The organism is Hymenobacter busanensis, from assembly GCF_008727865.1.
Taxonomy (GTDB): Bacteria; Bacteroidota; Bacteroidia; order Cytophagales; family Hymenobacteraceae; genus Solirubrum; species Solirubrum busanense.
Genome location: NZ_VTWU01000002.1, coordinates 544,116 through 569,645 on the forward strand (window position 1 = coordinate 544,116; position 25,530 = coordinate 569,645).

General features: G+C 60.9%; 26 protein-coding genes. 18 read left to right on the top strand and 8 right to left on the bottom strand.

The window, feature by feature from the left end; translation table 11 throughout:
• Positions 1-12: 12 nt before the first annotated feature.
• Complete coding sequence (locus F0P96_RS06740; protein ID WP_151078075.1) at positions 13-1,248, bottom strand: GlmU family protein; 1,236 nt, start codon at positions 1,246-1,248, stop codon at positions 13-15.
• 163 nt (positions 1,249-1,411) lie between these two features.
• Positions 1,412-1,660: a type B 50S ribosomal protein L31 gene (locus F0P96_RS06745; protein WP_151078076.1), complete on the bottom strand. Its 249-nt coding sequence runs from the start codon at positions 1,658-1,660 to the stop codon at positions 1,412-1,414.
• A 209-nt stretch (positions 1,661-1,869) separates the two neighbouring features.
• Here F0P96_RS06745 and F0P96_RS06750 point away from each other — a divergent pair, with 209 nt between their 5' ends.
• The 11 genes from F0P96_RS06750 to F0P96_RS06800 all read left to right on the top strand — a co-directional run bounded on the left by F0P96_RS06750 (position 1,870) and on the right by F0P96_RS06800 (position 12,552).
• Complete coding sequence (locus tag F0P96_RS06750; RefSeq protein WP_151078077.1) at positions 1,870-2,283, top strand: hypothetical protein; 414 nt, start codon at positions 1,870-1,872, stop codon at positions 2,281-2,283.
• 141 nt (positions 2,284-2,424) lie between these two features.
• The gene (rdgB, locus tag F0P96_RS06755; protein ID WP_151078078.1) at positions 2,425-3,021 is read left to right on the top strand and encodes an RdgB/HAM1 family non-canonical purine NTP pyrophosphatase; all 597 of its coding nucleotides are present in this window, start codon (positions 2,425-2,427) and stop codon (positions 3,019-3,021) included.
• 138 nt (positions 3,022-3,159) lie between these two features.
• Positions 3,160-3,780 carry a uridine kinase gene (gene udk / locus F0P96_RS06760; RefSeq protein ID WP_151078079.1) on the top strand — a complete coding sequence of 207 codons (621 nt, stop codon included), beginning with the start codon at positions 3,160-3,162 and terminating at the stop codon, positions 3,778-3,780.
• A gap of 201 nt (positions 3,781-3,981) precedes the next feature.
• Complete coding sequence (locus tag F0P96_RS06765) at positions 3,982-4,392, top strand: hypothetical protein (RefSeq protein WP_151078080.1); 411 nt, start codon at positions 3,982-3,984, stop codon at positions 4,390-4,392.
• A gap of 34 nt (positions 4,393-4,426) precedes the next feature.
• Positions 4,427-4,855, top strand: coding sequence for a hypothetical protein (locus tag F0P96_RS06770; protein WP_151078081.1), 429 nt, complete (start codon positions 4,427-4,429; stop codon positions 4,853-4,855).
• 173 nt (positions 4,856-5,028) lie between these two features.
• Complete coding sequence (gene secDF, locus F0P96_RS06775; RefSeq protein WP_151078082.1) at positions 5,029-8,022, top strand: protein translocase subunit SecDF; 2,994 nt, start codon at positions 5,029-5,031, stop codon at positions 8,020-8,022.
• 225 nt (positions 8,023-8,247) lie between these two features.
• A complete protein-coding gene (locus tag F0P96_RS06780; RefSeq protein WP_235917406.1) occupies positions 8,248-8,838 on the top strand; it encodes an RNA polymerase sigma factor in 591 nt (196 codons plus the stop codon).
• On the top strand, positions 8,825-10,504 hold the full coding sequence (locus F0P96_RS06785; protein ID WP_151078084.1) for a hypothetical protein: 1,680 nt from the start codon (positions 8,825-8,827) through the stop codon (positions 10,502-10,504). Before F0P96_RS06780 ends, F0P96_RS06785 begins: the two co-directional genes overlap by 14 nt.
• Positions 10,505-10,594: 90 nt before the next feature.
• Positions 10,595-11,011 carry a c-type cytochrome gene (locus F0P96_RS06790; RefSeq protein ID WP_151078085.1) on the top strand — a complete coding sequence of 139 codons (417 nt, stop codon included), beginning with the start codon at positions 10,595-10,597 and terminating at the stop codon, positions 11,009-11,011.
• Between the two features lie 13 nt (positions 11,012-11,024).
• Positions 11,025-11,612, top strand: coding sequence for a YceI family protein (locus F0P96_RS06795; RefSeq protein ID WP_151078086.1), 588 nt, complete (start codon positions 11,025-11,027; stop codon positions 11,610-11,612).
• Between the two features lie 31 nt (positions 11,613-11,643).
• Positions 11,644-12,552, top strand: a complete 909-nt coding sequence (locus F0P96_RS06800; RefSeq protein WP_235917407.1) for a DUF5777 family beta-barrel protein — start codon at positions 11,644-11,646, stop codon at positions 12,550-12,552.
• Between the two features lie 105 nt (positions 12,553-12,657).
• On the opposite strand, the gene F0P96_RS06805 is transcribed toward F0P96_RS06800, so the two are convergent.
• Complete coding sequence (locus F0P96_RS06805; RefSeq protein WP_151078087.1) at positions 12,658-13,284, bottom strand: NifU family protein; 627 nt, start codon at positions 13,282-13,284, stop codon at positions 12,658-12,660.
• A gap of 193 nt (positions 13,285-13,477) precedes the next feature.
• On the opposite strand from F0P96_RS06805, the gene F0P96_RS06810 reads away from it, so the two are divergent.
• Positions 13,478-14,545, top strand: coding sequence for an OmpA family protein (locus F0P96_RS06810; RefSeq protein WP_160620376.1), 1,068 nt, complete (start codon positions 13,478-13,480; stop codon positions 14,543-14,545).
• Between the two features lie 26 nt (positions 14,546-14,571).
• Here F0P96_RS06810 and aroC read toward each other — a convergent pair whose 3' ends face one another.
• Both aroC and F0P96_RS06820 read right to left on the bottom strand, forming a co-directional pair.
• Entirely contained in the window at positions 14,572-15,651 is a 1,080-nt protein-coding gene (gene aroC / locus F0P96_RS06815) for a chorismate synthase (RefSeq protein ID WP_151078089.1), read from the bottom strand.
• A 66-nt stretch (positions 15,652-15,717) separates the two neighbouring features.
• Positions 15,718-17,142, bottom strand: coding sequence for a BatD family protein (locus tag F0P96_RS06820; protein WP_160620374.1), 1,425 nt, complete (start codon positions 17,140-17,142; stop codon positions 15,718-15,720).
• Between the two features lie 825 nt (positions 17,143-17,967).
• On the opposite strand from F0P96_RS06820, the gene F0P96_RS06825 reads away from it, so the two are divergent.
• The 5 genes from F0P96_RS06825 (at position 17,968) to F0P96_RS06845 (ending at position 21,706) form a co-directional block, all read left to right on the top strand.
• Positions 17,968-18,684, top strand: a complete 717-nt coding sequence (locus tag F0P96_RS06825) for a ferritin-like domain-containing protein (protein ID WP_151078091.1) — start codon at positions 17,968-17,970, stop codon at positions 18,682-18,684.
• A gap of 39 nt (positions 18,685-18,723) precedes the next feature.
• A complete protein-coding gene (locus F0P96_RS06830) occupies positions 18,724-19,575 on the top strand; it encodes a ferritin-like domain-containing protein (protein ID WP_151078092.1) in 852 nt (283 codons plus the stop codon).
• A 168-nt stretch (positions 19,576-19,743) separates the two neighbouring features.
• The gene (locus F0P96_RS06835) at positions 19,744-20,433 is read left to right on the top strand and encodes a ferritin-like domain-containing protein (protein ID WP_151078093.1); all 690 of its coding nucleotides are present in this window, start codon (positions 19,744-19,746) and stop codon (positions 20,431-20,433) included.
• A 13-nt stretch (positions 20,434-20,446) separates the two neighbouring features.
• Positions 20,447-21,274, top strand: a complete 828-nt coding sequence (locus F0P96_RS06840) for a ferritin-like domain-containing protein (RefSeq protein WP_151078094.1) — start codon at positions 20,447-20,449, stop codon at positions 21,272-21,274.
• A gap of 237 nt (positions 21,275-21,511) precedes the next feature.
• Positions 21,512-21,706, top strand: coding sequence for a hypothetical protein (locus tag F0P96_RS06845; RefSeq protein WP_151078095.1), 195 nt, complete (start codon positions 21,512-21,514; stop codon positions 21,704-21,706).
• Here F0P96_RS06845 and queG read toward each other — a convergent pair.
• The 3 genes from queG to ruvB all read right to left on the bottom strand — a co-directional run bounded on the left by queG (position 21,703) and on the right by ruvB (position 24,257).
• Positions 21,703-22,683, bottom strand: a complete 981-nt coding sequence (queG, locus tag F0P96_RS06850; RefSeq protein WP_151078096.1) for a tRNA epoxyqueuosine(34) reductase QueG — start codon at positions 22,681-22,683, stop codon at positions 21,703-21,705. The two genes, F0P96_RS06845 and queG, sit on opposite strands and share 4 nt — an antisense overlap.
• A gap of 132 nt (positions 22,684-22,815) precedes the next feature.
• Positions 22,816-23,064, bottom strand: coding sequence for a hypothetical protein (locus F0P96_RS06855; protein WP_151078097.1), 249 nt, complete (start codon positions 23,062-23,064; stop codon positions 22,816-22,818).
• 143 nt (positions 23,065-23,207) lie between these two features.
• Positions 23,208-24,257, bottom strand: coding sequence for a Holliday junction branch migration DNA helicase RuvB (gene ruvB / locus F0P96_RS06860; RefSeq protein ID WP_151078098.1), 1,050 nt, complete (start codon positions 24,255-24,257; stop codon positions 23,208-23,210).
• Between the two features lie 215 nt (positions 24,258-24,472).
• On the opposite strand from ruvB, the gene F0P96_RS06865 reads away from it, so the two are divergent.
• Positions 24,473-25,510 (top strand): hypothetical protein, encoded by a 1,038-nt coding sequence (locus F0P96_RS06865; protein ID WP_151078099.1) that lies wholly within the window; start codon positions 24,473-24,475, stop codon positions 25,508-25,510.
• Positions 25,511-25,530: the final 20 nt, after the last annotated feature.

Sequence of the window (25,530 nt, forward strand, 5' to 3'; positions counted from 1 at the left end):
CGAAAGAAAGAGTTACAGTTCGAAGCTGGCATCGGCAGCCGGGGCGGAGGTCCGCTCCCACACGCGGTCCTTCACCGTCAGTTCGTATACCTTGGCCATAATGGCCTGCTCCACGTCGTCGTAGGGCAGGTGGCGGCGCGCCATCACGCGGTCGGCCACCTCGGCTGCTTTGGGCAATCGGAAGGTTTCGAAGCCCGAGGCACCGCCCCAGCTGAAGGACGGAATGAAGTTGCGCGGGAAGCCCGCCCCGAAGATGTTGGCCGCCACGCCCACCACCGTGCCGGTGTTGAACATGGTGTTGATGCCGCACTTGCTATGGTCGCCCATCATCAGCCCGCAGAACTGCTGCCCGGTATTCACGAAACGGCCGGCGGCATGGCTCCACACCTTCACCGGGGCGTAGTTGTTCTTGAGGTTCGAGGTGTTGGTATCGGCCCCCAGGTTGCACCACTCGCCGATGACCGAGTTGCCGAGGTAGCCGTCGTGGCCTTTGTTGGAGTAGCCCATCAGGATGGAGTTGCCCACTTCGCCGCCCACTTTACAGTGCGGGCCCACGGTGTTGTCGCCGCGCATTTTGGCGCCGGCATTGATGTGGCTGCCTTCGCCCAGCGCCAGCGGCCCTTTGATGATGGCCCCCTCGTGCACCTGCGAGTTTTTGCCGAGGTAAATCGGGCCGTCTTCCGCATTCAGGATGGCCGCCCGAATCTTCACGCCTTCTTCGATGAAGATGTTTTCGGGGGCGTATACGATGGTGTGCGCGTCGTTTACCGGCTGCGAGGTGCGGCCGGCCGTCAGCAGCTTGAAGTCGTTGCGGATTTCGGCGCCGTTGCGCAGAAACAGGTGCCAGGGCCGGCTGATGACCGTTACTGGCTCGGCTACTTGTTTGGTCACGGGCAGGCCATCCTGGATCAGCTCGGCTATCTGCGAGGCATCGGCTAGGTGCGCGGCCACCAACACGTCGTCGCAAAACAAGGCTTCGCCGGGCTGCAGCTGCTTCACCTGCTGGGCCAGCACGTCGTCGGCGCACACGGCCCCGTTGATGACGAGGGCCGGGCCCACGGCGGGTGCGGCCGGGTATTTGGCCTGCAAATAGGGTTCGGTGAGGTAGTGCACCGGCTCGCCGAGGCGGTGCTCCCATTTTTCGGCCAGCGTGAGAATGCCACACCGCAGGGCCGCTACGGGCCGGGTGAAGGTGAACGGCAGCAGGTGCGGCCGGATGGCCGGGTCGTCGAAAAGCAGGATGTTCATCGGAGTAGCAGGAGCGCGTTGGTCGGCAACTGGGCCGGGGTCGGAGCGCAAAGGTCGCAGTCCGGCGCCAGTTCAAAAACAAAAACTCCCGCCAGACGAGCCGGCGGGAGTTTGTAGGTACGTGAAGGTCGATTGCAACCGGCAACCGGCCACCCGCAATAGACTAAGCTTTTTTCGCGTAGCGGCTGCGGAATTTCTCCACGCGGCCGGCCGTGTCGATGAACATGTTCTTGCCCGTGTAGAACGGGTGCGACTGGCTGCTCACTTCCACCTTGATGACGGGGTAAGTCTTGCCGTCTTCCATCGTGATGGTCTCGTTCGAGGTCATCGTCGAACGGGTGATGAATTTGAAGTCGCTCGAGGTGTCCTGGAACACTACCTCGCGGTACTCGGGGTGGATGTCTTTTTTCATGACGCGAAAAGCGGTTGATTCCTTGTGACCCTGCCGATTTTGCGGAAGGGAGGGCAAAGGTACATAGCTGAGGCTGAAATCAAAAGCCCGCGCATTTTTTTCCGCCTCCGCGTCTTTACTTGATGCTGATAATTCCCGGAATTGGTTATTTTTGGTCCCGGCCCGGCTCGTTTTCCCCGCCCCTTCCCCACCCTTAGCAGCGCCGCCGCATGATTCGCAAACCGCTACTCCTGCTATTTACTGCGCTGCTATTGATTGTTCCGGCCGTTTGGGCCGTTACCCTCACCCTCTTTCAGGCCACGCCCGACGGCACGTCCGTGCGCATCGAATGGGAAGTACTGAGCGAGGCGGGCGTCACGTCGTTCGACCTGTACCGGCGCGGCGGCAACGACGCCAACTTTGACCGCGTGACGGTAATCTCGCCCACCGGCCAGCGCCGCTACCAGTACACCGACGCCAACCTGTACCGCGGCACTACCGGCACCGCCGGCGGTGGCCCCTACACCTACCGCCTCACCGTGCACAGCAGCGGCGCCGCCGACCAGTCGTACACCACCAGCCTCACGCAAACGCCCAGCGCCGTGCAGCGGTCCTGGGGCAGCATCAAGTCGATGTTTCGATAAATGGCTGAATGTTGGCCCCGGCCGGCCTACGAACTCACCACACAACCGGAATCATTCCGGTTTTTTTGTGCCTGCCCGATTCGCCCGGCGTCGTTACCCGACCAGCCATTTAACCATCCAACCATTTAGCCATTCACCCCCATGCGCCTTTGCTTCGCCTCCAATAACGCCCACAAGCTCGACGAAATTAGGCCGCTGCTGCCGGCGGGCATCGAGTTGCTCAGTTTGGCCGATATCGGCTGCCAAGAGGAACTACCCGAAACCCAGGATACGCTGGAAGGCAACGCCCGCCAGAAAGCCCGCTACGTATGGGACCATTACGCCACGCCCTGCTTTGCCGACGACACCGGCCTGGAAGTAGCCGCCCTGAACGGGGCGCCGGGCGTGTACTCGGCCCGCTACGCCGGCCCCCAGCGCGATGCCGCCGACAACATACAGAAACTTCTGCTGGAGCTACAGAACCAGACCGACCGCGCGGCGCAGTTCCGCACGGTGGTGGCTTTGGTGCTGAGCGAAACCGAGGAACACCTGTTTGCCGGCTCGGTACCGGGGCTTATTACCGAGGCACCACGCGGCAGCGGCGGCTTTGGCTACGACCCCGTGTTTGTGCCCACCGAGGGCGACGGCCGCAGCTTCGCCGAAATGCCGCTGGCCGACAAGAACGAGTTAAGCCACCGGGCCCGGGCCGTGAAGAAACTCGTAGCTTTTCTGAACGGTTTGACCGACGGCAACGCCTAAGCTCGCACGGGCGGCAGCGTAGCGCCAAGCGGCTCGAGAAATGGCTGGTCACGCATCGGTGCATTTTTTGGCCGGTGGTTCGAGGCTAAGTGCCTACTTTTGCAAGGTTGGGCCAGCCACAACGCCCCATTTCCCCTCATGCAACAACCTTTCATCGTCGGCATTACCGGGGGCAGCGCCTCGGGTAAGACCACTTTCCTGCGCCGCCTGCTTTCCGCGTTTTCAGAAGACGAAATCTGCCTGATTTCGCAGGACAACTACTACCACCCGCGCGAAAGTCAGCTGGTGGACGACCAGGGCGTGACCAACTTCGACCTGCCCTCGTCCATCGACTCGGCAGCCTACGCGGCCGACGTGCTGCAGATCAGCCAGGGCAAGGAAGTGCGCCGGCCCGAATACACCTTTAACAACCCCGGCGCCACGCCCAAAGAGCTGGTATTCAAGCCCGCTCCGATTGTGGTGGTGGAGGGCATTTTCGTGTTCTACTTCGAGGAAGTGGCCAAGCTGCTCGACCTAAAAGTATACATCGACGCCCGGGAGCACGTGAAAGTGCTGCGCCGCATTGTGCGCGACCGGGACGAGCGGGGCTACGACCTGGAAGACGTATTGTACCGCTACACCAACCACGTGGCGCCGACCTACGAGAAGTACATCAAGCCCTTCAAGCACGACGCCGACCTGATTATTCCCAACAACCGCCACTTCGACAAGGGGCTGGATGTGCTGGTGTCGTTTTTGAAAAGCAAAGTCAGGAGCTAAATCGCCCCGCACAATTTCCTTCTAACAGAGTATCACTATTTATAACTGTTCGTATATTTTCGCAGCAAGCTCCGCTTAGGTAGCTGGCGGCTAAGCGGGCGTTACGGGTTGCCCACCCATTATGATGCTATTTCAAGCGGGGTGGTCGAAAACCGCTTTATAAATCTGAGTAGACAACCAATTACAACCAATACAACCATTATGAAAAAAGTACGCTTACTAATTCCTTTCTCAATGACATTGTTGATTGGAATGGGAATTATTGTGGGGTGTGATAAGAACCAAGAGGTTTCTTCGGTGGAGCAAACGGTTACGTCGATTCAGCAGCAGGAGGGCATAGTGACGGAAGAAGAATTTGAGAATGTTGCGGAAGCAGTGTGCGCAGCCCTCGATGAGAACCACTACGCTCAGGTTACCCAGGTGGAGGGGGGCTATATTTTTCAAGTGCGGGAGGGAAACTTGGAACCTCAAGAAAGAACTTACTGCAGCTACGCCTATGCAGGCAACACATTTTTGAACTGTCTAAAACATGCTACAGCTATTGCACCAAACCATTGCGTAAGAGTTGGGTACAGTACAACTACTCATCTTTATACAGTCTATGACTGTTAACATGAGCGCACAGCACCGTTAGTATAGTAACCAAATGGCCTGCTTCTTTCTCGAAGCGGGCCATTTGGCTATATTTGTAGCCCTGCTGCGTATCGTGTTGTTTTTCACCGCCATATTACCCCGTCTGCGTTTTAGCCTGCTGGCCGCCACGTTGCTGTTGGTGGTGGGGCTGAACAACCAGGCCGTAGCCACGTTCCGGCTGCCGGCCAAGGCGGGCAACGCGCGCGTGAGCAGCGTGCCGAAGGGCACGGTGGTCAAGCAGAAAGTAACCCTGGAAGCTACGTCGCCGCTGGCGCCGTGGCTGCTGCCGGCTCTCGACGGCTGGTTTCCGCCCGTACCGGCGGCCCCGCTGGCGGCGGTTTCCTGGCCGCTGGCCACCGCACCGCGGCCCCGGCCCTGCGCCGTCCCCGACTGGTTCCACACACGCCTGCTCGAAGCAGCGCTGTCGCCGCACGCGCCCTAGCGAGCCGACGCAGCCGGTTGCCTTTCTCCCGCTTACAGGTGAGTTCAACCGCTGACCGCCGCAAGCTTTCGGCTTGCCCCAATTGCCTTTCGATGCTCATGCGCCCCGCCGGTAGTGCCGGGCGGCCGCTTTGCCTCGGGGCCCCAATCCAGCACCTTTCTTAATTCCATTCAATGCGTAACAAAGGCTTAGTCATTGCGCTGACACTTATCGTGTCGGCGTTGTGCGTGTACTTCCTCTATTTCACCTTCGTCTCGCGCCGCGTGCAGGCCGACGCGGTGACCTACGCCACCCGCAACGGGCAGGTGGACCAACAAAAGCGTCAGCACTACCTCGACTCGGTGTGGCGCGTGCCGGTAACCAGCGTGCTGGGCGCCGACTACACCTACCGCGACGTGCGCGCCTCGGAGCTGGGCCTCGGCCTCGACTTGAAAGGCGGCATGCACGTGACGCTGGAAGTGTCGCCGGTGGAGATTGTGCGGGCCATGGCCGGCAACTCCAAAGACCCCAAGTTTAACCAGGCCCTGACCCGCGCCCAGGAGCTACAGAAGCAGAACCCGAGCGCCTCGTTCACGGCCCTGTTTGCCCAGGCCTTCCGCGACGTGGCCCCTGGCGACAAACTGGCCCGCATCTTCGCCAACACCACCAACAAGAGCCGCGGCATCGACTACAACTCGACCGACGCGAAAGTGCTGAGCGAAGTAGACAAGGAAGTAGAAGAATCCATCGACCGCGCCTTCCGCATTCTGCGCACCCGCGTCGATAAGTTTGGCGTGAACCAGCCGAACATCCAGCGCGTGAAAGGCACCGGCCGCATTCAAATTGAATTGCCCGGCGTCGACAACCCCGACCGCGTGCGCAAGCTGCTGCAGGGCCAGGCCAAACTGGAGTTCTGGGAAGTATACAAGCAGGACGAGTTCTATCCCTACCTGGCCCAACTCGACGCCATTGTAAAGGCCAAAGACGAAGCCGCCAAAGGCGGTGCAACGGCCGCTACCACCTCGACGACCGACACGACGGCTACGGCCGCGGCGGCCGGCGACTCGACTTCGCTGGCTAGCCAGCTGGCCAAGAAAAACGCCAAGGCCGATTCGGCCAAAACCGCCGCGCAAGCGGGTTCGGGCCTCGCCAAGTACTTCACCATGCCCGGCACGCTGGGCGCCAACGTGCGCGACACCGCCCGCGTGAATGCCCTGCTCCGCTCGCCGGAAGTGAAGGCCGTATTGCCCGGCAACCTCACCTTCCTGTGGGACGTGAAGCCGACGACCATCGAAGGCCAGGAATACCTGCAGCTGAACGCCATTCGGAAAGGCCGCGAGTCGGTAGCTCCGCTGGGCGGCGAAGTGGTGTCGGATGCCCGCCAGGACTACGACCAGGGCGGCCGCCCCGAGGTATCGATGCAGATGAACCCGACCGGGGCCCGCAAGTGGCAGAAGCTGACCGCCGCCAGCATTGGCAAGCAGGTAGCTATTGTGCTCGACGATTACGTGTACTCGGCGCCGGTGGTGCAGTCGGAAATTGCCGGCGGCAACTCCAGCATTTCGGGCAACTTCACCATTGAAGAAGCGCAAGACTTGGCCAACGTGCTGAAAGCCGGTAAGCTGCCCGCCCCCACGCGCATCGTGGAAGAAGCGGTAGTAGGTCCGTCGCTCGGGCAGGAAGCCATCAACCAGGGCCTGTACTCCTCGCTGGCCGGTCTGGGCGTTATCATGCTGTTCATGGCCTTCTACTACGGCCGTGCTGGTTTGGTAGCCGATGCCGTACTGCTCTTCAACATGTTCCTGATTCTGGGTGTACTGGCCCAGTTCAGCACCGCCCTCACGCTGCCCGGCATTGCCGGTATGATCCTGGTAATTGCTACCTCGGTTGACGCCAACGTACTGATCTTCGAGCGTATTCGCGAAGAACTCAACCACGGCCTCTCGCACAAGGACGCCATCAATAAGGGCTACTCGCGTGCCTTCACGGCCATCTTCGACACCAACGTTACCACGCTGATCATTGCCCTGATCCTGGGCTTCTTTGGCACGGGTCCGGTGCAGAACTTCGCCGTGACGCTGGGTATCGGTGTGTTTACCTCGTTCCTTTCGGCCTTCTTCGTGTCGCGCCTCATCATCGAGTGGCTGATCAAGGGCAAGGAAACGACCCGCATCACCTTCTCGACCTTCCTTTCGCGCAACCTGTTCCAGAACGTGAACTTCGACATCGTGGGCAAGCGCTACATCGCCTACGCCCTTTCGTCGGCGGTCATCGTGATTGGTTTCGTGCTGATGTTCATCCAAGGCGGCCCGAACCTGGGCGTGGACTTCCGCGGGGGCCGCGCCTACGTGGTCGACTTCAACAAGCCGATGGTAGCCTCCGACGTGCGTGAGCACCTGCACGGGGTGTTCCAGAACGCCGGCACCGAGGTGAAAACCTACGGCTCGGCCGACCGCCTGCGCATCACCACCGGCTACTTGGCCGATGACGAAAGCACCACCGCCGACCAGAAAGTGCGCGCCGCCCTCGACCAGGGTCTGCAGCAGTACGCCTCGTCTGCGCCGGTCGTGCAAAGCACCTCGAAAGTGGGCGCTACTATTGCCGACGACATCAAGAAGACCTCGGTGCTGAGCTTGGGCCTGACGCTGCTGGCCATCTTCGTGTACGTACTCTTCCGCTTCGAGAAGTGGCAGTACTCCATGGCCGCCGTAGTCGCGCTGTTCCACGATGCCTTGTTCGTAATTGCCTGTTACCCGATTGCCCGCGCCCTGGGCATGAACCTGGAAATCGACCAGGTATTTGTGGCCGCCGTGCTGACCGTAATTGGTTACTCGATGAACGACACCGTGGTTATCTACGACCGTATCCGCGAGTACCTGAAGGAAAACCCCAACCTGACCTTCGCGCAGGTGGTAAACCCGGCCCTAAACAGCACCTTCTCCCGCACGATGATTACCGCCACCACCATCCTGATGGTTGTAACGGTACTCTTCTTCTTCGGCGGCGAAACGCTCCGCTCGTTCTCCTTCGCCATGATTGTGGGCATGATCATCGGGACGTACTCCTCGCTGTTCATTGCCGCCCCGCTCATCCTCGACACTTCGGCCGGCAAGGCCAAAGGCAAGGGCACGGAACCCGGCGCCCCCGCCGACGCCGCTGCGCCCAAGCTCTCGACGGCTCTGCAATAAGGACCACGGCCGAAGACGACTTTCCGCCTGGCGGAACAGCGTCTCGGATTCCACAGCCGTGGTGGAAAACACCCAAAGCAGCCCGACCGGTCCCGGTCGGGCTGCTTTCGTTTGCGGGGTACTGGCGTGGCGGTATTGTTCTATCGAATGCGTAACTTTTTAGGGAGCGAAGGCAACCTTTTGCGCACGCCTTCCCGAGTGCTTTGTTGTAACTCCCCCGCCACCGTGTCTGCCAAACCCGACCACGACCCCGCCGAAGTGCTGCTGGCCATTCTGGCCGGGTGCCGACGTGCCGAGCGGGCAAGTCAGCGGCAGCTGTACACGCGCTACTACAGTTACGCCATGAGCGTGTGTTTGCGCTACACCCGCACCCGCGACGAAGCCATGGAAGCCGTCAACGACGGTTTTATGAAAATCTTTCGCGACGTGGCTCGTTTCGACGTGACCAAGCACGAGCTCAGCGGCTCGTTTCGCGGCTGGCTCAAGCGCATCATGATTCACACCGCCATCGACCACTACCGCGCCACCGAAAAGCACCAGCACCAGCAGGACCTGGCCGACGTAGCCAATTACCACCCCGAAGAAGGCGCCACCCCGCTCGATTCACTGGCCTACGACGAATTGATTCAGCTGATTCAGCGCCTCACACCGGGCTACCGGACCGTGTTCAACCTGTATGTGATTGACGGCTTTACCCACGAAGAAATAGCGCAACAGTTGGGCATTTCCGTGGGCGCTTCCAAATCCAATCTTTCGAAAGCCCGGGCCCATTTGAAGGCCATGTTGCTCAAAACCACCCACCATGTCTACGCCTAACTTATCGGATGAGGAACTGGATGCGCTGTTTCGACAGGGCGCCGATGACTACCCCGAGGAGGTAAACCTGGGGGCGTGGCTGCGCATGGAACAGCGCCTGGACGAAGCCGAAATGCAGCGCCGCGTGAACCGCAAAGTGGCGCGCTTTTTCCTGGCCGAGGTGGCAGCCGTAGCCTTGTTGCTGCTGCTGTGGCTGGGCTACCGGCAGTATACGGGCCCCGCCACGGCGGCGCGGCGCACCCAGCCGGCAGCTACTCAACCGGTAGAAGCGCCAGCTAAACAAGCTCACCGCTCTGGCGAGACGCAGCTTGCGGCCGCTAGCCGAATGAAACCCGCTGGCACCGCGAAACCCGCAGCATCGTTGGCTACCGACGCCAGCCTCCAAGGCGAGGCTTCGCCGGCCACCCGCCCGGCCGCAACGGCCAACGATGCGGCTATGACTTCCGGCGAGGCTGCTTCGGCAACGCTGGCCGCTTCGGGCACCGCCGGATTAGTAGCGCCGGGCAGTTCCCGCAATTCCGGGCGCTCGGGTGAGTACTCCCAAGCTGCGGCACCAAAAAGCCAAGGCCGACGGCCCCGTATTTCGACTTATGCAGCAACTGCTACGCATGATGCCGCGGCGCGGGCGGGCCGTTCTGCTGGTACCTCCGTTGAATCTTCCCGTACGCTAGCCAGTCGGTCTTCCACTCCCCAAACGGCTGCTGCCAGCACTGCCAGCCGATCCACGACTGGCTCAGGCGCCGCCGCTTTCTCCCAAACACAGACGGAAGCCCGCGGCAGCGCATTGCCACCGGCAGGCCAAACCACGCCGGTTGAGTACGCTACCGGCGCGGCAATACGCACCGAGAGCAGTAACTCCGTCGGTGGCAAGGCAACCCGCGCTGCCAGCGTTGCTTCCCCCGATAACGAATCGACGTCCACCTCTTACGACCTGCTCAACCCAATCAACCCGGCTTTGCAGGGCCTGAACACGGCCGACTTGCCCGTGCTGACGGCCCAAGCGCAGCCGACGGTAGAGGTAGCGGAGCGCCCGGAGAAGCCGCGCTTGCAGCCGGCGCATCGGCTGGCGGTTTCGTTGGTCTACTCGCCCGATTTTAGCACCGTGCGCTTCGCCAACATCAAGGCACCGGGCACCAACTTCGGGGCGCTGCTGGAATACCGCTTCACCAACCGCCTGCGCATCAGCACCGGGTTTGTGCGCTCGGACAAGAGCTACAAGGCCCGCCGCGAAGATTACACCATTCCCGATGCCCCCACCGGCGGCGGCTCCTATGCGCCCTCCTACGAGTGGGTGCAGGGCACCTGTACCATCTGGGATGTGCCGCTGAACCTGCGCTACGACTGGCTGGCGCGGGCGCAAAGCCAAGGGTTTGTATCGGCGGGCCTGTCGTCGTTCTTCATGAAAGAAGAGCACTATTACTACGACTACGTGGTGAAGAACCGCTACGGCACGCCCACTACCTACACCTGGAACCGCAAAGTGTACAACGGCCGGCAGCATCCGCTGAGCGTGCTAAACCTGTCGGGCGGCTACGAGCGGCAGGTGGGCAGCCGCTGGAGCGTGCAAGCCGAACCCTTCGTGAAGATTCCGTTGGGCGGCGTCGGCTACGGCAACATCAAACTCCTGAGCGGCGGCGTCTTCCTCGGCCTTAAATACGGCCTGTAGTACGGTTTACTTAGGTTTTTTCTTTCGGCTACCCGGTATTGCGGGCTGGCCTGGGCTCCTCTTTTCTTCCACCGTTTCGGTTTCGCTCCCATGCGCACCACCTTCATCCGAAAGCTACTGCCGACCGGGGCGCTGGTCGGGGCCTTTGTTACGCTTGCCTTCCTCAACAGCTGTTCCTACGACAACGCCGAGGAGCTGTTTGGCCAGCAGGAACCCACCGAATGCGACACGGCGGCCGTGACCTACAGCGGCACCATCAAGCCCCTGCTCACCCAGCATTGCTACAGCCAGAATGGCGTTTCGTGCCACAGCGGCAACACGCCCGAAGCCGGCATTAACCTGACGGACTACAACACGGTGAAGCTGTATGCAGGCTTCCCCACCTTGCTGGCTGTGGTGGAACACCGGCCCGGCTACCCCGCCATGCCCCAAAACGGCACCAAGCTTTCCGACTGCGACATAGCCCACCTGCGCACCTGGATTGACGCAGGGGCCCTTAACAACTAGTTTTTTCGCGCCTATGAAATCGTTGTTTCTCGCGTTGCTAGTGGCCGTGGCCCTGGGGCGCCCGGCCGCTGCCCAGCGGTATTCTACCCGCATGGCTACCATCGACTTCTTCTCTGATGCGCCACTGGAAGACATCAAGGCCAAGAACACGCAGGTAGCCGCTACCGTCGATTTGCTAAGCCAGCAGCTGGCATTTGTGGCCAACCTCAAGGAATTTGACTTTCCCGACAAGCTCATGCAGGCGCACTTCAACGAAAACTTCGTGGAGTCGGAGAAGTACCCGCGGGCAACGTTCAGCGGCCGCATTTCCGGCCTGCCCGAAGGCGGCCTGCCCGCCGTGGGCACTACCGCGGTGCAGGTGGAAGGCGAGTTGACCCTTCACGGCGTGAAGCGGCGCATCAAGCTGCCCGCGTCGCTGGAAATGCAGGACAAGCAGCTCGTGGCCAAAGCCCAGTTCAACGTGGCCCCGGCCGACTACAAAATCGACATTCCGTCGCTGGTGAAGGAGCACATTGCCAAGTCGGTGGCCGTGACGGTATATGCCGTGTGCGCCCCGCAAGGCCCCACGCCGCAGATTTCGTCGCAGACAACCCGTCCTTGACCGGCTTGCATTGCCTTTACTCCCCTCCCCTATGACTTCTTTCTACGTTTCTTCCATCCGAAGCCTGCTGCTGGGCGCGGCACTGGTGCTGGGCCACACGGCCGCAGCCCAGGACGACCTGCTCAACCAGCTGGAGCAGGAAACCAAAACCGAGGTAAAAACCGACTTTGCCACCGGTACTTTCAAGGGCACGCGAATCGTCAACGGACACTCGGTGGAAACGCCGGCGCAGGGTTCCATGCTGTTTCTCATCGGGCACCGCTTCGGCACGCTCAACAGCGGCGCCTACAACTTCTTCGGCCTCGACCAAGCTACCATTCGACTGGGCCTCGAATACGGCATCAACGACCGCGTGGCCGTGGGCATCGGGCGCAGTTCGCTTGACAAGACCTTCGACGGCTTTGTGAAATACAAAGCCCTGCGGCAGCACACCGGACCCGCCGCGTCGCCGGTTACGGTTACGCTGCTGGCCAGCAGCACGCTCACCACGCTCAAGTTTCCCGTCGGCGCCGACCGCAGCGTGGGCAAGCGCATGGCCTACTCCTACCAGGCATTGGTGGCGCGCAAATTCAGTCCCTCGCTTTCGGCGCAGCTCATGCCCACCTTGGTGCACCGCAACCTGGTAGACAAACCCACCGACAACAACGACGTGTACGCGCTGGGTGGCGCCGTGCGGCAGAAAATCAGCCGCCGCGTAGCCCTTACGGCCGAGTATTACTACGTGCTGTCGGAGCACACCAGTGAGCAGTTTCGCAACCCAGTGGCGTTTGGCTTCGACATCGAAACCGGCGGGCACGTGTTTCAGCTGCACTTCACCAACGCCAACGGCATGGTCGATCCGCTGTTTATTCCACGCACCACCGGCAACTTCTGGGACGGCGACATTTTCTTCGGCTTCAACGTTGCCCGCTCCTTCGGCATCGGCCACCGGAAAGAGTAGCCTGCGTTTTTACCCTCGCATCCACCTACACCACCCACAAAAAAGCCCGGCACATTGGCCGGGCTTTTTTGTTTACGAATGCGGCTGGGCACAGAAGCCCAAACATTAAAAGCCGGCGGTTACGCCTTCGGCCACCACTTCCGTTACCTGGGGCACCATGCGCTTGAGCAGGTTTTCGATGCCCGACTTGAGCGTGACGGTAGCCGAGGGGCAGCCCGAGCAGGAGCCCTGCAGGTTCACCGTTACCACGCCTTCGCGGTAGCTCTTGAAGGTGATGTTGCCACCGTCCTGCTCCACGGCGGGGCGCACGTAGTTGTCGAGCAGGTCGATGATTTTCTGGGCCGTTTCCTGGTCTTCAGCCGAGTGGTCGGCACCGGCAGCCTGCTGGGCGGCGCGCTGCTCGGCGGCGGGGTCGACGAGGAAAATGGGGCCGCCCGACTCCACGTACGACTTCAGGAAAGTGCGCAACTCGGGAATGAGTTGCGTCCAAGTATGGTCGGGTGTGGTTTTGGTGACGGTTACGAAGTTGGCGGCGATGAACACGCGGCCCACGTAATCGAACTTGAACAGCTCCTGAGCCAATGGCGAGTTGCTGGCCGATTCGGCGTCGGGGTAGTCTACGCTCACGCCGTCGCTCACAAGCTGGGCGTTGAGCACGAATTTCATCGACTCGGGGTTGGGCGAGGCTTCGGCGTAGATGGAAACCGAGCCGGCGGGGGCGGTAGTATTCATGATGAGACTGTGCTACTTAGGTCGAGGAAGGAGGCCGCCACAAAGCGGGTTTGGTGTATAACCGCAACAGGGCCCCGGTGGTTGCAAAGGTAATAGAATGTGGGTGGCTGGTAGCGGCAAATACGGGTTGGCGGGTATGGCGGCGGGCTTGGGCGAGCCGCACCTTTACGGCCGGTTCATTTGCCTTCTGCCCATGCTATTCCGCCTTGCTTTACTGGCTCTGAGTGTACTGTTCGCCACTTTGGGCCGCGCCCAGCAGCTAGTACCGCGCCTGCTGCTCGACGAAGAATTTCACGACAACCACCGCAACTGGCCCACCGGCCTGCTCGGCAACGCCGAGTACAGCTTTCGGCCGGGCGAATACGTGGGCAAGGAAATCCGCCGCGAAAACCGGCAACGCGTGGCCCTCATTCAAGTGCCGCTCGACGCCGACCGCGACTTCGACATCGAGGCCGAATACCGCACCAGTTGGGTAGGTACGCTGGCCTGGGGCGCCCAAGACGAGGAAAACATGCAGCTCTTCGGGCTCAACCCCGACAAGCACGTTTCCATTTGCGGCTGGCGGCGCGGCAAGTTTTTCTGGGGTGCGCCCGAAAGCACCACCGCGGCTGTCATCAACGAAAAAGGCTGGAACACGCTGCGCCTGGAGCGGCGCGGAAAGCGCGTACGGTACTTCATCAACGGCACGCCGGTGGCCGACACCAAGTTTGCCGGGCTGTGGGGCCAGGGCATTGGGCTCGAAACCAACCGCGGCTCTACGGCGCGGCTGCGGCACCTGCGCGTGTGGCAACTAGAGCCCGAAATGCCAGCGCCAGCCGCCACTCCTGCGCCGGCCGCGGCTATTGCGCCGGTGGCCACAGCCAGCACGGCGGAACCCGCCGATGCTGCCGAGGCCCTGGCCGCCCCGCTGCGTGGCGGGCAGCGCCTGGCGCTGCGCAACGTATTTTTCGTGCAAGGCCAACCCGAACTGCTGGGCACCAGCAAACCCGAGCTGGCGCGGCTGGCCAAGGCGCTCAACAACCAGTCGGCCTTGCGCATCCGGCTGGAAGGCCACACCGACAACCAAGGTCCGGAAGACAAAAACCAGCTTCTGAGCGAACAGCGCGCCCAAGCTATCAAGACTTTCTTGGTGAAGTACGGTGTAGCGGCCGAGCGGCTCGAAACCGTTGGTTACGGCCCCACACGCCCCGTGGCACCAAACGACACCGAAGCCCACCGCCGGCAGAACCGGCGGGTGGAGTGCGTGGTCGTGGAGCAGTAACGGCCTGTTTCTTCCTTCGCGCGGCGCTACAGCCGACTGGCGCGGGCGCGCAGCAGCATATCGGCCAGCACGAGGTTGGTCATGGCGTCTACAATGGGCACGGCGCGGGGCAGCACACACGGGTCGTGGCGGCCACGGCCGGCTAGCTCCACGGCTTCGCCTTGGTCGTTGATGGTTTGCTGAGGCTGCAAAATGGTGGCCACGGGCTTGAACGCCACGCGGAAATACACGTCCTGCCCGTTGCTGATGCCGCCCTGAATACCGCCCGAATGATTGGTGCGGGTACGCACCCGGCCGGCCTCATCGGTGTAGAAGGCATCGTTGTGCTCCGAGCCAAACAGCAGCGTGCCCGCAAATCCCGACCCGTATTCGAAGCCCTTCACTGCGTTGATGCTCAGCATGGCCTTGCCCAGCTCGGCGTGCAGCTTGTCGAACACCGGTTCGCCCAACCCCGTGGGCACCCCCGTCGCCACGCCCGTAATGATGCCGCCCACCGTATCGTGCCGGTCGCGGGTCTGCCGAATGAGGTCGGCCATGCGCGCTGCTGTTTCGGGGTGCGGGCAGCGCACCAGGTTGGTATCGATCAGGCTTAAATCGAGCTGCTCGTAGCTCACCGGCACCGCCACGGCCCCCACCTGCGACACGTAGCTGCGCACGCGCACGCCGTGGTGCGCTAGCAGCGCCGCCGCCACCGCGCCGGCTGCCACGCGGGCCGCCGTTTCGCGGGCCGACGAGCGGCCGCCGCCGCGGTAGTCGCGGTGGCCGTACTTCTGGTCGTAGGTATAATCGGCGTGCGAAGGGCGGTAGGCGTGCTGGATGTGGGAATAGTCGTGGCTGCGCTGGTCCTGGTTGCGGATAAACAGCCCGATGGGCGTGCCCGTGCTACGGCCCTCAAACAGCCCCGACAATACCTCCACCGTATCGGCTTCGCTGCGCGGCGTCGTCAGCTCCGATTGGCCCGGCCGGCGGCGGTCCAGCGCCGCTTGAATGGCCGCCGCCTCGATGGGCAAGCCCGCAGGACAGCCATCGATGACTACGCCAATGCCCGGCCCGTGCGACTCGCCGAAAGTGCTGATGCGGAACAACTGTCCGTAGGAATTGCTCATGCCCAAAAATGCAGTAATGAAACCCGGCTGCATGCAGCACGGCCCGGCGAAGCTACAACCGGATTGCTACCGTCGGCCGGCCCGCCACCACCCAATCACCGTGAGAAGGCCCAAAACAGCCAGTACTGCATAGGCATAACGGCGCGTTTGCTGCGGCGTATCCAGTGGCCGCAGTGTGTTGTCGGCGGCCGGAATTTGCTGGGCGTAGAACGGGTCCGTGCGGATGTAGGCCGCCGTAGCCGGTGCCGAGCGGGTGGCTTCGCCCCGCACGGCCAGCACCAACTCGGGCCGCAGCGTGTCGTAGCGGGCGTGGTTGAGGTCGAACACGGGCAGCGCAAAAACCCGCCGCAAGGAATAGGTGCCCGGCTGGCGGGCTACCAGCCGGTAGCTCCACACCTTGCGGCCACCCACGCGGCCGTTTTGCCGGGTTATTTCCTGCCTGACGTCGGGGCCGTACAATTCCAGGCCGGGCGGCAGGGTGGCGGTAGGTTCGGGTAGAGCGGTCAGGTTGCCCTCGCCCTCCACAGTCAGGGTGTAGGTGTAGGCCTGCCCGGTACGAAACGCGGTTCGGTCGATGCCTTCGAGCAGCCGATAACGCCCAACCGACGAAACCCCACTGGCTGCCGGCAAGGGGCGGACCGTAACCGTGCGCGGCGTGCTGCGGTAGGTTTTGTAGCCCGCCATGCGGTTGTCGGCTCCGGCTACGGGACGCTTGGCCACGCGGTATTTCTTCATTTCCAGGCTGAGCGCGGGGAACTGCAGCGGCTGCGCGTTGAGCGGGTAGAATACCGTTTCGTAGAGGCGGTAGCGCAAAAACGGCTTGCCGCCCACCCGCACCGAATCGGGTACGATATCGGCCTCATCGAACGACTCTTCCCAGGCTGTGGGCTGCCGCAGCTGTTGTAGAAGCACGGGCAACTGCTCGGCAAAGCGGTGAAAGTCGAGCAGGCCCTGGTCGGCGGGCGCCAGGTAGAAATACAGCCCGATGTGCACCGGCTCGCCCACCCAGGCCGTAGTTTTATCGGGCACCACGGCCAGAAACGCCTGATCCTGCGGCTCTACGTACTCCTGCCCTTTGGGCTTGCCCAGCAGCTGGTCGAGCAACCCAATGCCTTGCAACGGCTTGGTGGGCGCCGCCCCGGCATTGGGCGCAGCACTGGCGGCCGGCTGCGGCAGCACGTGCAGCTTGGCCCCCAGGGACTTCACCACCTGCCCGTTCACCGTCAGCGAAAAAGGCTTCACGTCGAAGTCTCCTTCGGCGAAGGCAGCGTAGCGCTGGGTGAGCAGCAGCTCTACCGTAGCCTTGCCGTTCACGATGCGCGTAGTCGTCGTCGACGACTTGCCGCTTTTCTTAAAGCCCTCGAGGTCGGGGAAGGCGGAATACCGCTCCAGCTTGGCGCCGCGCAGGCGCAGGGCAATGGTGAAGTATTCGTTGACGGGAAACGTGGTGCGGCCCAGCTCCAACGACGCCTGCTGACTCGGCGCAGGCACCACAGCAGCTGGGGCGCTGGCAGGCGGCGTTTGGGCTTGCATTTGCCGGCCCCACAAGCCTACCCACAGGAAAAGAACCAAAAACCGCAGCATCTAGTCAAACCTACGCAGAAATCGGCGAAAAGAGGCTGTAAACGCGCTTTTCGCAGCAACGGCAAAACTGCCGCAAGCGCTACGCTTCACCCTTCCCCTTCGGGTCCATTCAAGCGGCGGCGCTATTCCAGGCTGTAAAGGTCCTGCTCTGTTTCGCGCCCACAATTTCTGTTGCTTTAGCTCCGGGTAACGTACCGAACAATCTGCTGCCAAAACCCATGTAGCGCCGCTCAATGTTGCTTTACACCGGCGGCCGCCACGGCAGCGCCGCGGCTACGACGGCAAGGATGACCTTTCAGCCAGCACGGTGGGCGTCGGAAGTGGCGACTTTGGGGTGCCCACATCGACGCGCCGGAGTAGCCCGAAGTAGCAGTTTATGCCCAACGGTGAGTTGGTCCCCATACCAGCTTTTTCATGCGTGCCTGTACTCCATCAGTAAAATAGGAGAATCTGTTCCGGATTGATTTATAAAAAAAACCGCAGGCGGAGCATTTTTTTTCGGGTCTTCGATTCAGCAGGAAAAACCAGCCCCTTGGCGCGAAAAACGGCCTTTCGCCTTGGCAACACCTCCTTTTACATAAGAAAATTCCTTGACACCTGCAAACCGTTTACCAACGGATTGCCGTAAGTGCTGCCATACTCCCCAACCCCCTCTGTTTCTGATTAGTTGACAGGCTCCTGACAGAGGCTGAACGGGACTCCCTTGCGTTTTTCACCCAACATTTTATCCTCATGTCCAAACACCTGCAAACGCCCGAAACTGGCCAGGACCTCGGCGGTGCGCTTCAGAAGCCCATCCAGCGCCGCTCGTTTCTGCTCTACACCGGCGCCACCGTCGCGGCTACCGGCCTGCTGCTCGCTGGCTGCGACGATGACGACGACAACGGCACCACCACCACCGTCAACTTAGGCTCGGGTGATGTAGGCGTATTGAACTATGCTTATGCGCTGGAACAGCTGGAAGCCGCGTTTTACGCCCAAGTAGTGGCTACGCCCTATTCCGGTATTACGGCAGATGAGCGCACCGGCCTGACCGCCATTGCCAAGCACGAGGCCATTCACCGCGACTTTTTCAAAGCGGCTATTACCTCGGTGGCAGCCAGCCAGATTATTCCGGGCCTGACGCCGGACTTCAGCAAAGTCAACTTCGCCGACCGCAACTCGGTGCTGACTACGGCGAAGACGTTTGAAGATCTGGGCGTGGCAGCATACAACGGTGCTGGCGCCCTCATCAAGGACAACACCTACCTGCTGCTTGCCGGCAAGATTGTGTCGGTGGAAGCACGGCACGCCGGTTACATCCGCGACTTGCTCAGCAACGGCGACTTTGCCGGCAGCGACGTGGTAAATGCCTCGGGCCTCGACCGCGCCCTGTCGGTAGCCGATGTGCTGGCGGCCGCCCAGCCCTTCATCAAAGAGAAGATTTCGGGCGACAACGTGGGCAAATAGCCCGGCGTGTTCCTTTTTTCCATCTGCATCCCTTTCGCCATGAACCTGTTTAAAATAATCGCAGACCTCGAAAAGGTAGACCCGGAAATGACCGCGCGTCTTACCCACCGCCGCAGCGCCCTCACCCTACTGGGCGACCTGAGCAAGAAATTTGCGTTGGCAGCCGCCCCTATTGCCATCGGCTCGGCCTTCAACAAAGCCATGGGCCAGAACACGCTGTCGGCCGTGAACGACGTGCTGAATTTTGCCCTCACGCTGGAATACCTCGAGGAAGATTTCTACGCCCAAGCGTTGGCCGCACCCACGCTGGCCGCCAACCTGACCACTGGCAGCGCCGCACGCAACGCCATTCAGACCATCAAAAACCACGAAACGGCCCACGTTACGCTGCTGAAAGGCGCCCTGGGCACGGCTGCGGTTGCGCGGCCTGCCAGCTTCAACTTCGGTACCGCGTTTGCCACCTACGCCTCGTTCCTCACGTTTGCGCAGGCTTTTGAAGATACCGGCGTGCGGGCCTACAAAGGCCAGGCTGGTACGCTCAAAACGGCCGGCAACCCCAACAACGTGCTGCAAACCGCCCTGCAGATTCACTCGGTGGAAGCCCGCCATGCTGCGCACGTGCGCTACATGCGCCGCGCCGTCGATCCGCTGGCCGCCAGCCAATACGGCTGGGTGACCAACGCGGAAGCCAACGGTGCCCCGGCGGCCGTATACAACGCTGGCAACCCGGCCACCACGTTTCCGGCTGAAAGCAACTTCACCCAAGCCGCACTCGATCTGCGCACTCAGTTGGGCACTACTTACACGGCGGCCGAAGTAAGCGAAGCCTTCGACGAGGCCCTGGACAACACCACGGTGCTGGCCATTGCCCGCTCGGCTGCAACCTTCTAGCCGTAGCTGTTCTCTTCGTAGCAAAGGCGCCCCACACCGGGCGCCTTTGTTGTTTTTATCGGTAGCCAGCACCCCGGCCCACCGGCCTAATGTGTGTCGGATGAGCTACCTTTGACGTTCTACTTTGGCCCGCTGCTTTCACCTGCGGCCGGATTTCACTAGTGCCTCATGCCCAACGCCTCTTTCTCTTCTGTTGAGCCCGCCCGCCGCCGCTTTTTGCGCTCGGCCGGTACGGCCGTAGCTGCCTCATTGGTGCTAGCGGCCTGCGGCGACGACAATACGCCCACCCCAGTCCCTACGGTACTGTCGCTCGGCAGCGGCGACATGGGTTTGCTCAGCTATTTCTTGCGCCTCAAGCAGGTGCAGGCCGCTTTCTACGAAAAGGTAACCACTGCTCCGCCGGCTTCTCTGCCTGCTGCGGAGCTGGATTTGCTCAAGGAAATTCTGCTGCACAAGCAAATTCAGCGCGACTACCTCGCCAATTTGCTCAGCCAAAACAGCCAAAATGGCCTGCTTACTGGCGTGGAAATTTCCTTCAGCAGCCTTTCCCTTACGACGCGGGCGGAAGTGCTGGAAGCAGCGCGCAAGTTTGAGGACCTGGGCGTAGCCGCCATGAACGGCGCCGGCAAGTACTTCTCCTCTACCACCTTCCTGGCGGTGGCCAGCCGTCTGGCTTCGGTAGAAGCTCGCCACGCCACCGCCGTGCGCGACTTGATACAGCCCAGCTCGTTTGCGGCCTCCGACGTGGTGGATGCCGAAGGCCTGGGCGTGAGCAGCACACCTACTGCCGTGGTTACCGAGCTGAACAAATACGTGTCTCCCCTTCCTTTCTCGGCTGCTTCGCTTCCGAACAGCTAATCCGCCGCTTCGCATGAACTTCCTGACATTTCTTGATGCGCTGGGCGAAGCTGACACGCCCGGCACTTTGCCCCGCCGCGCTACGCTGCACCAGTTGGGCCGCGCCGCGGCTGCCGCGCTGCCCTTGGCCGTAGGCACTGCGCTGGCTACCCCGGCAGTGGCCCAGCGCGCCGGCACGCCCCTCGACTTTTTGTTGCTCGCCCTACGCCTCGAATGGCTGGAGCGGGAGTTCTATACCCGCGCTACTTCTGCGTCGGCCAACCTGCCGGGCCTCTCGGCCGATTTGCAGGTGCTAAAAGGCCACGAAACGCTGCACGCCACCAAGCTGGAAGGCTTCGTGCGGGCTTCGGGTGGTACCGTACCGGCTCAGCCCAACTACGATTTCACGGCGGGCGGCGGCGACCCAACGAAGGCCATTTTTGCCACCGACGTGTTTACCAATCCCGTGACGTTTCTGAGCGTGGCGCAGGTACTGGAAGACGCCGGCGTGCGGGCCTACAAAGCGTTGTTCAGCACCTTCATTACCGACCGTACCATTCTTGATGTGCTCGTGCGCATTCACACGGTGGAAGCCCGGCATGCGGCCCATATCCGCAAGCTGCGCAACCAAAAAGCGTGGGTGAGCAAGCTCGATGGCGGAGGGCCGGTGCCCGGCAAAACCGATTTCGTGTATGCCGGCGAAGACAACGTGAAGCAACCCACTACGGCCACCGCTACCCTCGACATCACCACCCTCGATGCCTACAAAGATGCCGCGAAGCTCGCCCCGGTTACCGAGGCGTTCGACGAAGCCTTTGCCTCGACCAGCGTGCAACAACTCCTGGGGCTGTTTACTTATTAGCGGCGTCGCCTTTTCCTAAAAAAGCCCCGCCTCGCTAGCCGAGTAGCGGGGCTTTTTGTTACTGAATGAAATAAAGTTCCTCCTCCCCCCTTGCATTTAGCGCCGCATTAGTTGTATCTTTCTTCGTAATCCCGCCGCGCTTCGGTAGGAGGTTTGCCTTCGTTGCGGTTTTCCGTAAAAGGACGCGCTTCCCCTACCTACACAACCAAATTTCCCCACCTATTTTACACGACTCCCATGTTGGAATACGTGAAAACCATTCTGCTCAAAGTCAGCTTCGACCGGATGCTGTTTGAGAAAGAATTACGCAAAGCACTTCGGGCGCTGGTGCCCGAAGAGGTTACCCAACTAAAAGCTTGGTGCTACACGCAATTCGCGAAGCTTTACCGCCGCGTGCTCAAGCGCGTTTTTGCCCAGGTAAAAATGGCCTAGTCCGGCTCGGTGGCCGGCGGCGTCGCTGTTACGGAGTCGCCGGCCACAAACCGGATGTTGCGGGTGAGGCCTGCGTAGCCGGTGCGCTTCACGGCTGAGCGCCGAAACAACTCGTTGAACACTTCGTGGGTAATTTCCTGCCAGTCGGCAGCCCGCATTTCCTTTAGCTGGGGATGCGGCTGGAATTGCTCTTCCTCCGTGGCCCGCGCAAAGCGGTTCCAGGGGCACACGTCCTGGCAGATGTCGCAGCCGAAGACCCAATTGCCAAACTGACCTTGCACCGAGGCCGGCAGCTGGTCTTTCAGCTCGATGGTGAAATAGCTGATGCATTTGCTGCCGTCGACCACATAGGGCTCCACAATGGCATTGGTAGGGCACGCATCGAGGCAGCGGGTACAGGAGCCGCAATAGTCGCGGATGGGGCCGTCGTAGTCCAGTTCCACGTCCACAATCAGCTCGGCAATGAAGTAGAACGAGCCGGCACCGGGCGTGATGAGGTTGCTGTTTTTGCCTACCCAGCCCAAACCGCTTTTCTTGGCCCAGGCTTTATCCAGCACCGGCGCTGAATCGACAAATGCCCGGCCGCCTACCTTGCCGATGTGCGCCTGCATGTCCTGCAGCAGCGTTTTGAGCTTGCCCTTGATGACGTGGTGGTAGTCGGCGCCGTAGGCGTACTTGCTGATGTGCAGCGTATCAGCAGGCTGTTGGTTTTCTTCGGCGGGGTAGTAGTTCAGTAGCAGCGAAATAACCGACTTCGCGCCCTCCACCAAGCGGCGCGGGTCGAGGCGCTTGTCGAAGTGGTTTTCCATCCAGCGCATTTCGCCCTGCATGCCTCGGGCCAGCCATTGCTCCAGCCGCGGCGCCTCTTCCTCCAGAAAATCAGCCTTGGAGATACCGCAGGCCATAAAGCCCAGCTCTGCCGCCCGGCGCTTGATAAAGCCGGTCCATTCAAGGCGGGTCAGGTCGGAAGCTTGCATGAGGGCAAAGGTCGTTCAGCCGGCAACAAAAAAGCGCGCCCGAGGAGTTCGGGCGCACAGAGCTAAACGGAATACCAAATTTTCTGCGCTACAACGCCACTATCCTATAGCCAATTTGAAGCCCGCCAAATATTACCTCTCAAATACCAGATCAGTTAAAAGAATCCACAAGGAGTTCTTAACGGGGTTATGATTTTCTAATCCATAATCGTCCAAATTATCCTCGAACAACACCAGCACCCTCCCACCGTAATGTTCGCGGGCATCAATAATTCTACCCCGTTTGCCTATTAGTCGCCAATAATTTTCCCTTCTCTCAACATCAGACTTAGCTACAGTTCTTCCCAGAAATGATTTCAATCTTACTTGTTGCTGTTTCATAAGGGCTACGGCATTTCCGTTGGTACATCTGCGGCTGCTATTGCACTTGGAGCTTATTAGTGAAACAAATGGCGGCAGCAGAAAAAAAAGCCGAAGGCAACGTTTTTACAGCTGCCTTCGGCCAATTTGCTAAATCAATACGCTTATTCCTGTGCAAACAAGTCGCCGGCTACGTTGCCGCGCATGTGCTGCGGCATGGGGCGGCCGAGGTGCTTGTAGGCGGCTTCGGTGGCTTCGCGGCCGCGCGAGGTGCGCTTGATGTAACCTTCCTGAATCAGGAACGGCTCGTACACTTCCTCAATCGTCTCGCCTTCTTCGCCGCAAGCCGTGGCAATGGTGCTGATGCCGACGGGGCCGCCCTTGAACTTGTCGATGATGGTCGACAGGATGCGCTTGTCCATGTCGTCGAGGCCGTGGTGGTCGACGTCGAGGGCGTTGAGGGCAAACTGGGCAATGTCGACGGTGATGGTGCCGGTGCCTTTGATCTGGGCGAAGTCGCGGGTGCGGCGCAGCAGGTTGTTGGCAATACGGGGCGTACCGCGCGAGCGGCGGGCAATTTCAAAGGCGGCGTCCTCGTGAATGGGCGTGGCCAGGATTTCGGCCGAACGCTGCACAATGCCGGTCAGCAGCTTGGCATCGTAATACTCCAGACGCGAGCTGATGCCGAAACGGGCCCGCAGCGGCGAGGTGAGCATGCCCGAGCGCGTGGTGGCGCCGATGAGCGTGAAAGGCGACAACGAAATCTGCACCGAACGGGCATTCGGACCCGAATCGAGCATGATGTCGATGCGGTAGTCCTCCATGGCCGAGTACAGGTATTCTTCCACCACGGGGTTGAGGCGGTGAATTTCGTCGATGAAGAGCACGTCGTGCGGCTCCAAGTTGGTGAGCAGGCCCGCCAAGTCGGAAGGCTTGTCGAGCACCGGGCCGGAAGTCATCTTGATGCCGGCGCCCAACTCATTGGCTATGATGTGCGACAGGGTGGTTTTGCCGAGGCCGGGAGGCCCGTGGAGCAGCACGTGGTCGAGGGCGTCGCCACGCTGGCGTGCGGCGGCCACGAACACCTTTAGGTTCTCCACCACCTTGTCCTGGCCCGTAAAGTCGGCGAAGGACAACGGACGCAGGGCCTTGTCGATTTCTTTTTCCGTGGCATCCATGTGGGACGTGCCGCCGGTCATGTACGGTTCGCGCATACGAAACGAGGAAAGTTCGTGGGTCGAGGTTTTCAGTGGTAAAGTAACACCCGCGCCCGCCAAAACGTCCCGAACGCACAATATTTTTAGCAATATTTTTACTTACCCACAGAGCTAGCCAATTTCATTAGTAATTCACGCTGGGCGTAGTTGCAATAGCTATTTTATTAGCCCTCATTCTTACCTTATTCTTCCATTCACTAGCCGAAATTGATATGTCTGAACCGACCGAGCCTGCTGCCGGTGCCAATGCCCTGCCGCCCGATTTTTACGAAAAGCTGGCGCCATGCCTCAACATGTGCGGCATGGGATGCATGCAGCTCTTCACCCGGCCCAACGACCCGTTGCCGCAGGAAATTACGGCCCTCACGGGGCTCGACATGGCCGAAACGCGCATGATTTCGGCTATTAACAGCAACGACACCCTGAGCCGGCAGTTTATGGAAGAGCCCGGTATGCTTTACATGTACCTGCTGGTGGGCCGACTGGCATTGGAGAGTCCATTGGCAGAGCCGGTGCTCCATTACCTCAAGCAAAGCGCCGGCTTCAACGACCAGCAATTGACCGGCTTGCACGAGCACGCCCTGAACTTCGGCGCCACCATGGTGGAACTGGTGGGCAATTATGTGGCCAGCAGTGATGAGGACGCTTCGGCGTTGGAACTGCTGCGCCTGCAAGTGGAGGGCGCGTTTGCCCGCCTCACCGACACGCTCACGATAGTCGATGTGACCCAGCCCGAGGCCGCCGAGCCCGAAGAAAACCTGCTGCTTGATCTGGACGCTGAACCGGTACTCGAAATCGGCTTTCTGGAGCCGCAGCTGCAAATGCTGCGGCTAGCGGTGAACCTCACCAAGCTGCTGCCGCTGATTTCAGACTCCGCCTTTGCCCAGGCCTTGCCCGCGTTGCGCGGCTGCCCCGCGCCCGCGCTGGATGCGTTGGCTGACCGCTTGAGCGAGGCAGAAGCCGAGGCCCGCATTCCGTTGTCGTTGCCCGAGTTGGTGGTGCTGTATCAGGCCACGCAAGTGCTGGCCATGGCCCTGCTCTCGAACGTGCTGGACGTGTTGCGGTGGCAAGAGGTAATGGGCGATGCGGAACGCGAAACGCCCATGTCGGCCGAGGATTTCAGCCAGAGCCAGGAAATCATCTGCTCCATGATTTCGGGCTTCGTGGAGTTCGTGCAGGAAAACTTCGCCGACGAACCGGTAATTGCGGAAGTGCGGGCGGAAACCGTGGCCCTGGCCGACTTGCTGTAGAGTAGACTGCGGCCATTCGC

What these genes read in the sequence shown, in the direction of transcription:
- rdgB (WP_151078078.1), top strand. Translation starts at nt 2,425, where the DNA reads ATGCGCCTTTGCTTCGCCTCCAATAACGCCCACAAGCTCGACGAAATT.
- F0P96_RS06825 (WP_151078091.1), top strand. Translation starts at nt 17,968, where the DNA reads ATGTCCAAACACCTGCAAACGCCCGAAACTGGCCAGGACCTCGGCGGT.
- F0P96_RS06855 (WP_151078097.1), bottom strand. Translation starts at nt 23,064, where the DNA reads ATGAAACAGCAACAAGTAAGATTGAAATCATTTCTGGGAAGAACTGTA.
- F0P96_RS06745 (WP_151078076.1), bottom strand. Translation starts at nt 1,660, where the DNA reads ATGAAAAAAGACATCCACCCCGAGTACCGCGAGGTAGTGTTCCAGGAC.
- udk (WP_151078079.1), top strand. Translation starts at nt 3,160, where the DNA reads ATGCAACAACCTTTCATCGTCGGCATTACCGGGGGCAGCGCCTCGGGT.
- F0P96_RS06795 (WP_151078086.1), top strand. Translation starts at nt 11,025, where the DNA reads ATGAAATCGTTGTTTCTCGCGTTGCTAGTGGCCGTGGCCCTGGGGCGC.
- secDF (WP_151078082.1), top strand. Translation starts at nt 5,029, where the DNA reads ATGCGTAACAAAGGCTTAGTCATTGCGCTGACACTTATCGTGTCGGCG.
- F0P96_RS06765 (WP_151078080.1), top strand. Translation starts at nt 3,982, where the DNA reads ATGAAAAAAGTACGCTTACTAATTCCTTTCTCAATGACATTGTTGATT.
- F0P96_RS06835 (WP_151078093.1), top strand. Translation starts at nt 19,744, where the DNA reads ATGCCCAACGCCTCTTTCTCTTCTGTTGAGCCCGCCCGCCGCCGCTTT.
- F0P96_RS06785 (WP_151078084.1), top strand. Translation starts at nt 8,825, where the DNA reads ATGTCTACGCCTAACTTATCGGATGAGGAACTGGATGCGCTGTTTCGA.
- aroC (WP_151078089.1), bottom strand. Translation starts at nt 15,651, where the DNA reads ATGAGCAATTCCTACGGACAGTTGTTCCGCATCAGCACTTTCGGCGAG.
- F0P96_RS06770 (WP_151078081.1), top strand. Translation starts at nt 4,427, where the DNA reads ATGGCCTGCTTCTTTCTCGAAGCGGGCCATTTGGCTATATTTGTAGCC.
- F0P96_RS06840 (WP_151078094.1), top strand. Translation starts at nt 20,447, where the DNA reads ATGAACTTCCTGACATTTCTTGATGCGCTGGGCGAAGCTGACACGCCC.
- F0P96_RS06800 (WP_235917407.1), top strand. Translation starts at nt 11,644, where the DNA reads ATGACTTCTTTCTACGTTTCTTCCATCCGAAGCCTGCTGCTGGGCGCG.
- queG (WP_151078096.1), bottom strand. Translation starts at nt 22,683, where the DNA reads ATGCAAGCTTCCGACCTGACCCGCCTTGAATGGACCGGCTTTATCAAG.
- F0P96_RS06740 (WP_151078075.1), bottom strand. Translation starts at nt 1,248, where the DNA reads ATGAACATCCTGCTTTTCGACGACCCGGCCATCCGGCCGCACCTGCTG.
- F0P96_RS06830 (WP_151078092.1), top strand. Translation starts at nt 18,724, where the DNA reads ATGAACCTGTTTAAAATAATCGCAGACCTCGAAAAGGTAGACCCGGAA.
- F0P96_RS06845 (WP_151078095.1), top strand. Translation starts at nt 21,512, where the DNA reads ATGTTGGAATACGTGAAAACCATTCTGCTCAAAGTCAGCTTCGACCGG.
- F0P96_RS06865 (WP_151078099.1), top strand. Translation starts at nt 24,473, where the DNA reads ATGTCTGAACCGACCGAGCCTGCTGCCGGTGCCAATGCCCTGCCGCCC.
- F0P96_RS06790 (WP_151078085.1), top strand. Translation starts at nt 10,595, where the DNA reads ATGCGCACCACCTTCATCCGAAAGCTACTGCCGACCGGGGCGCTGGTC.
- ruvB (WP_151078098.1), bottom strand. Translation starts at nt 24,257, where the DNA reads ATGCGCGAACCGTACATGACCGGCGGCACGTCCCACATGGATGCCACG.
- F0P96_RS06750 (WP_151078077.1), top strand. Translation starts at nt 1,870, where the DNA reads ATGATTCGCAAACCGCTACTCCTGCTATTTACTGCGCTGCTATTGATT.
- F0P96_RS06805 (WP_151078087.1), bottom strand. Translation starts at nt 13,284, where the DNA reads ATGAATACTACCGCCCCCGCCGGCTCGGTTTCCATCTACGCCGAAGCC.
- F0P96_RS06810 (WP_160620376.1), top strand. Translation starts at nt 13,478, where the DNA reads ATGCTATTCCGCCTTGCTTTACTGGCTCTGAGTGTACTGTTCGCCACT.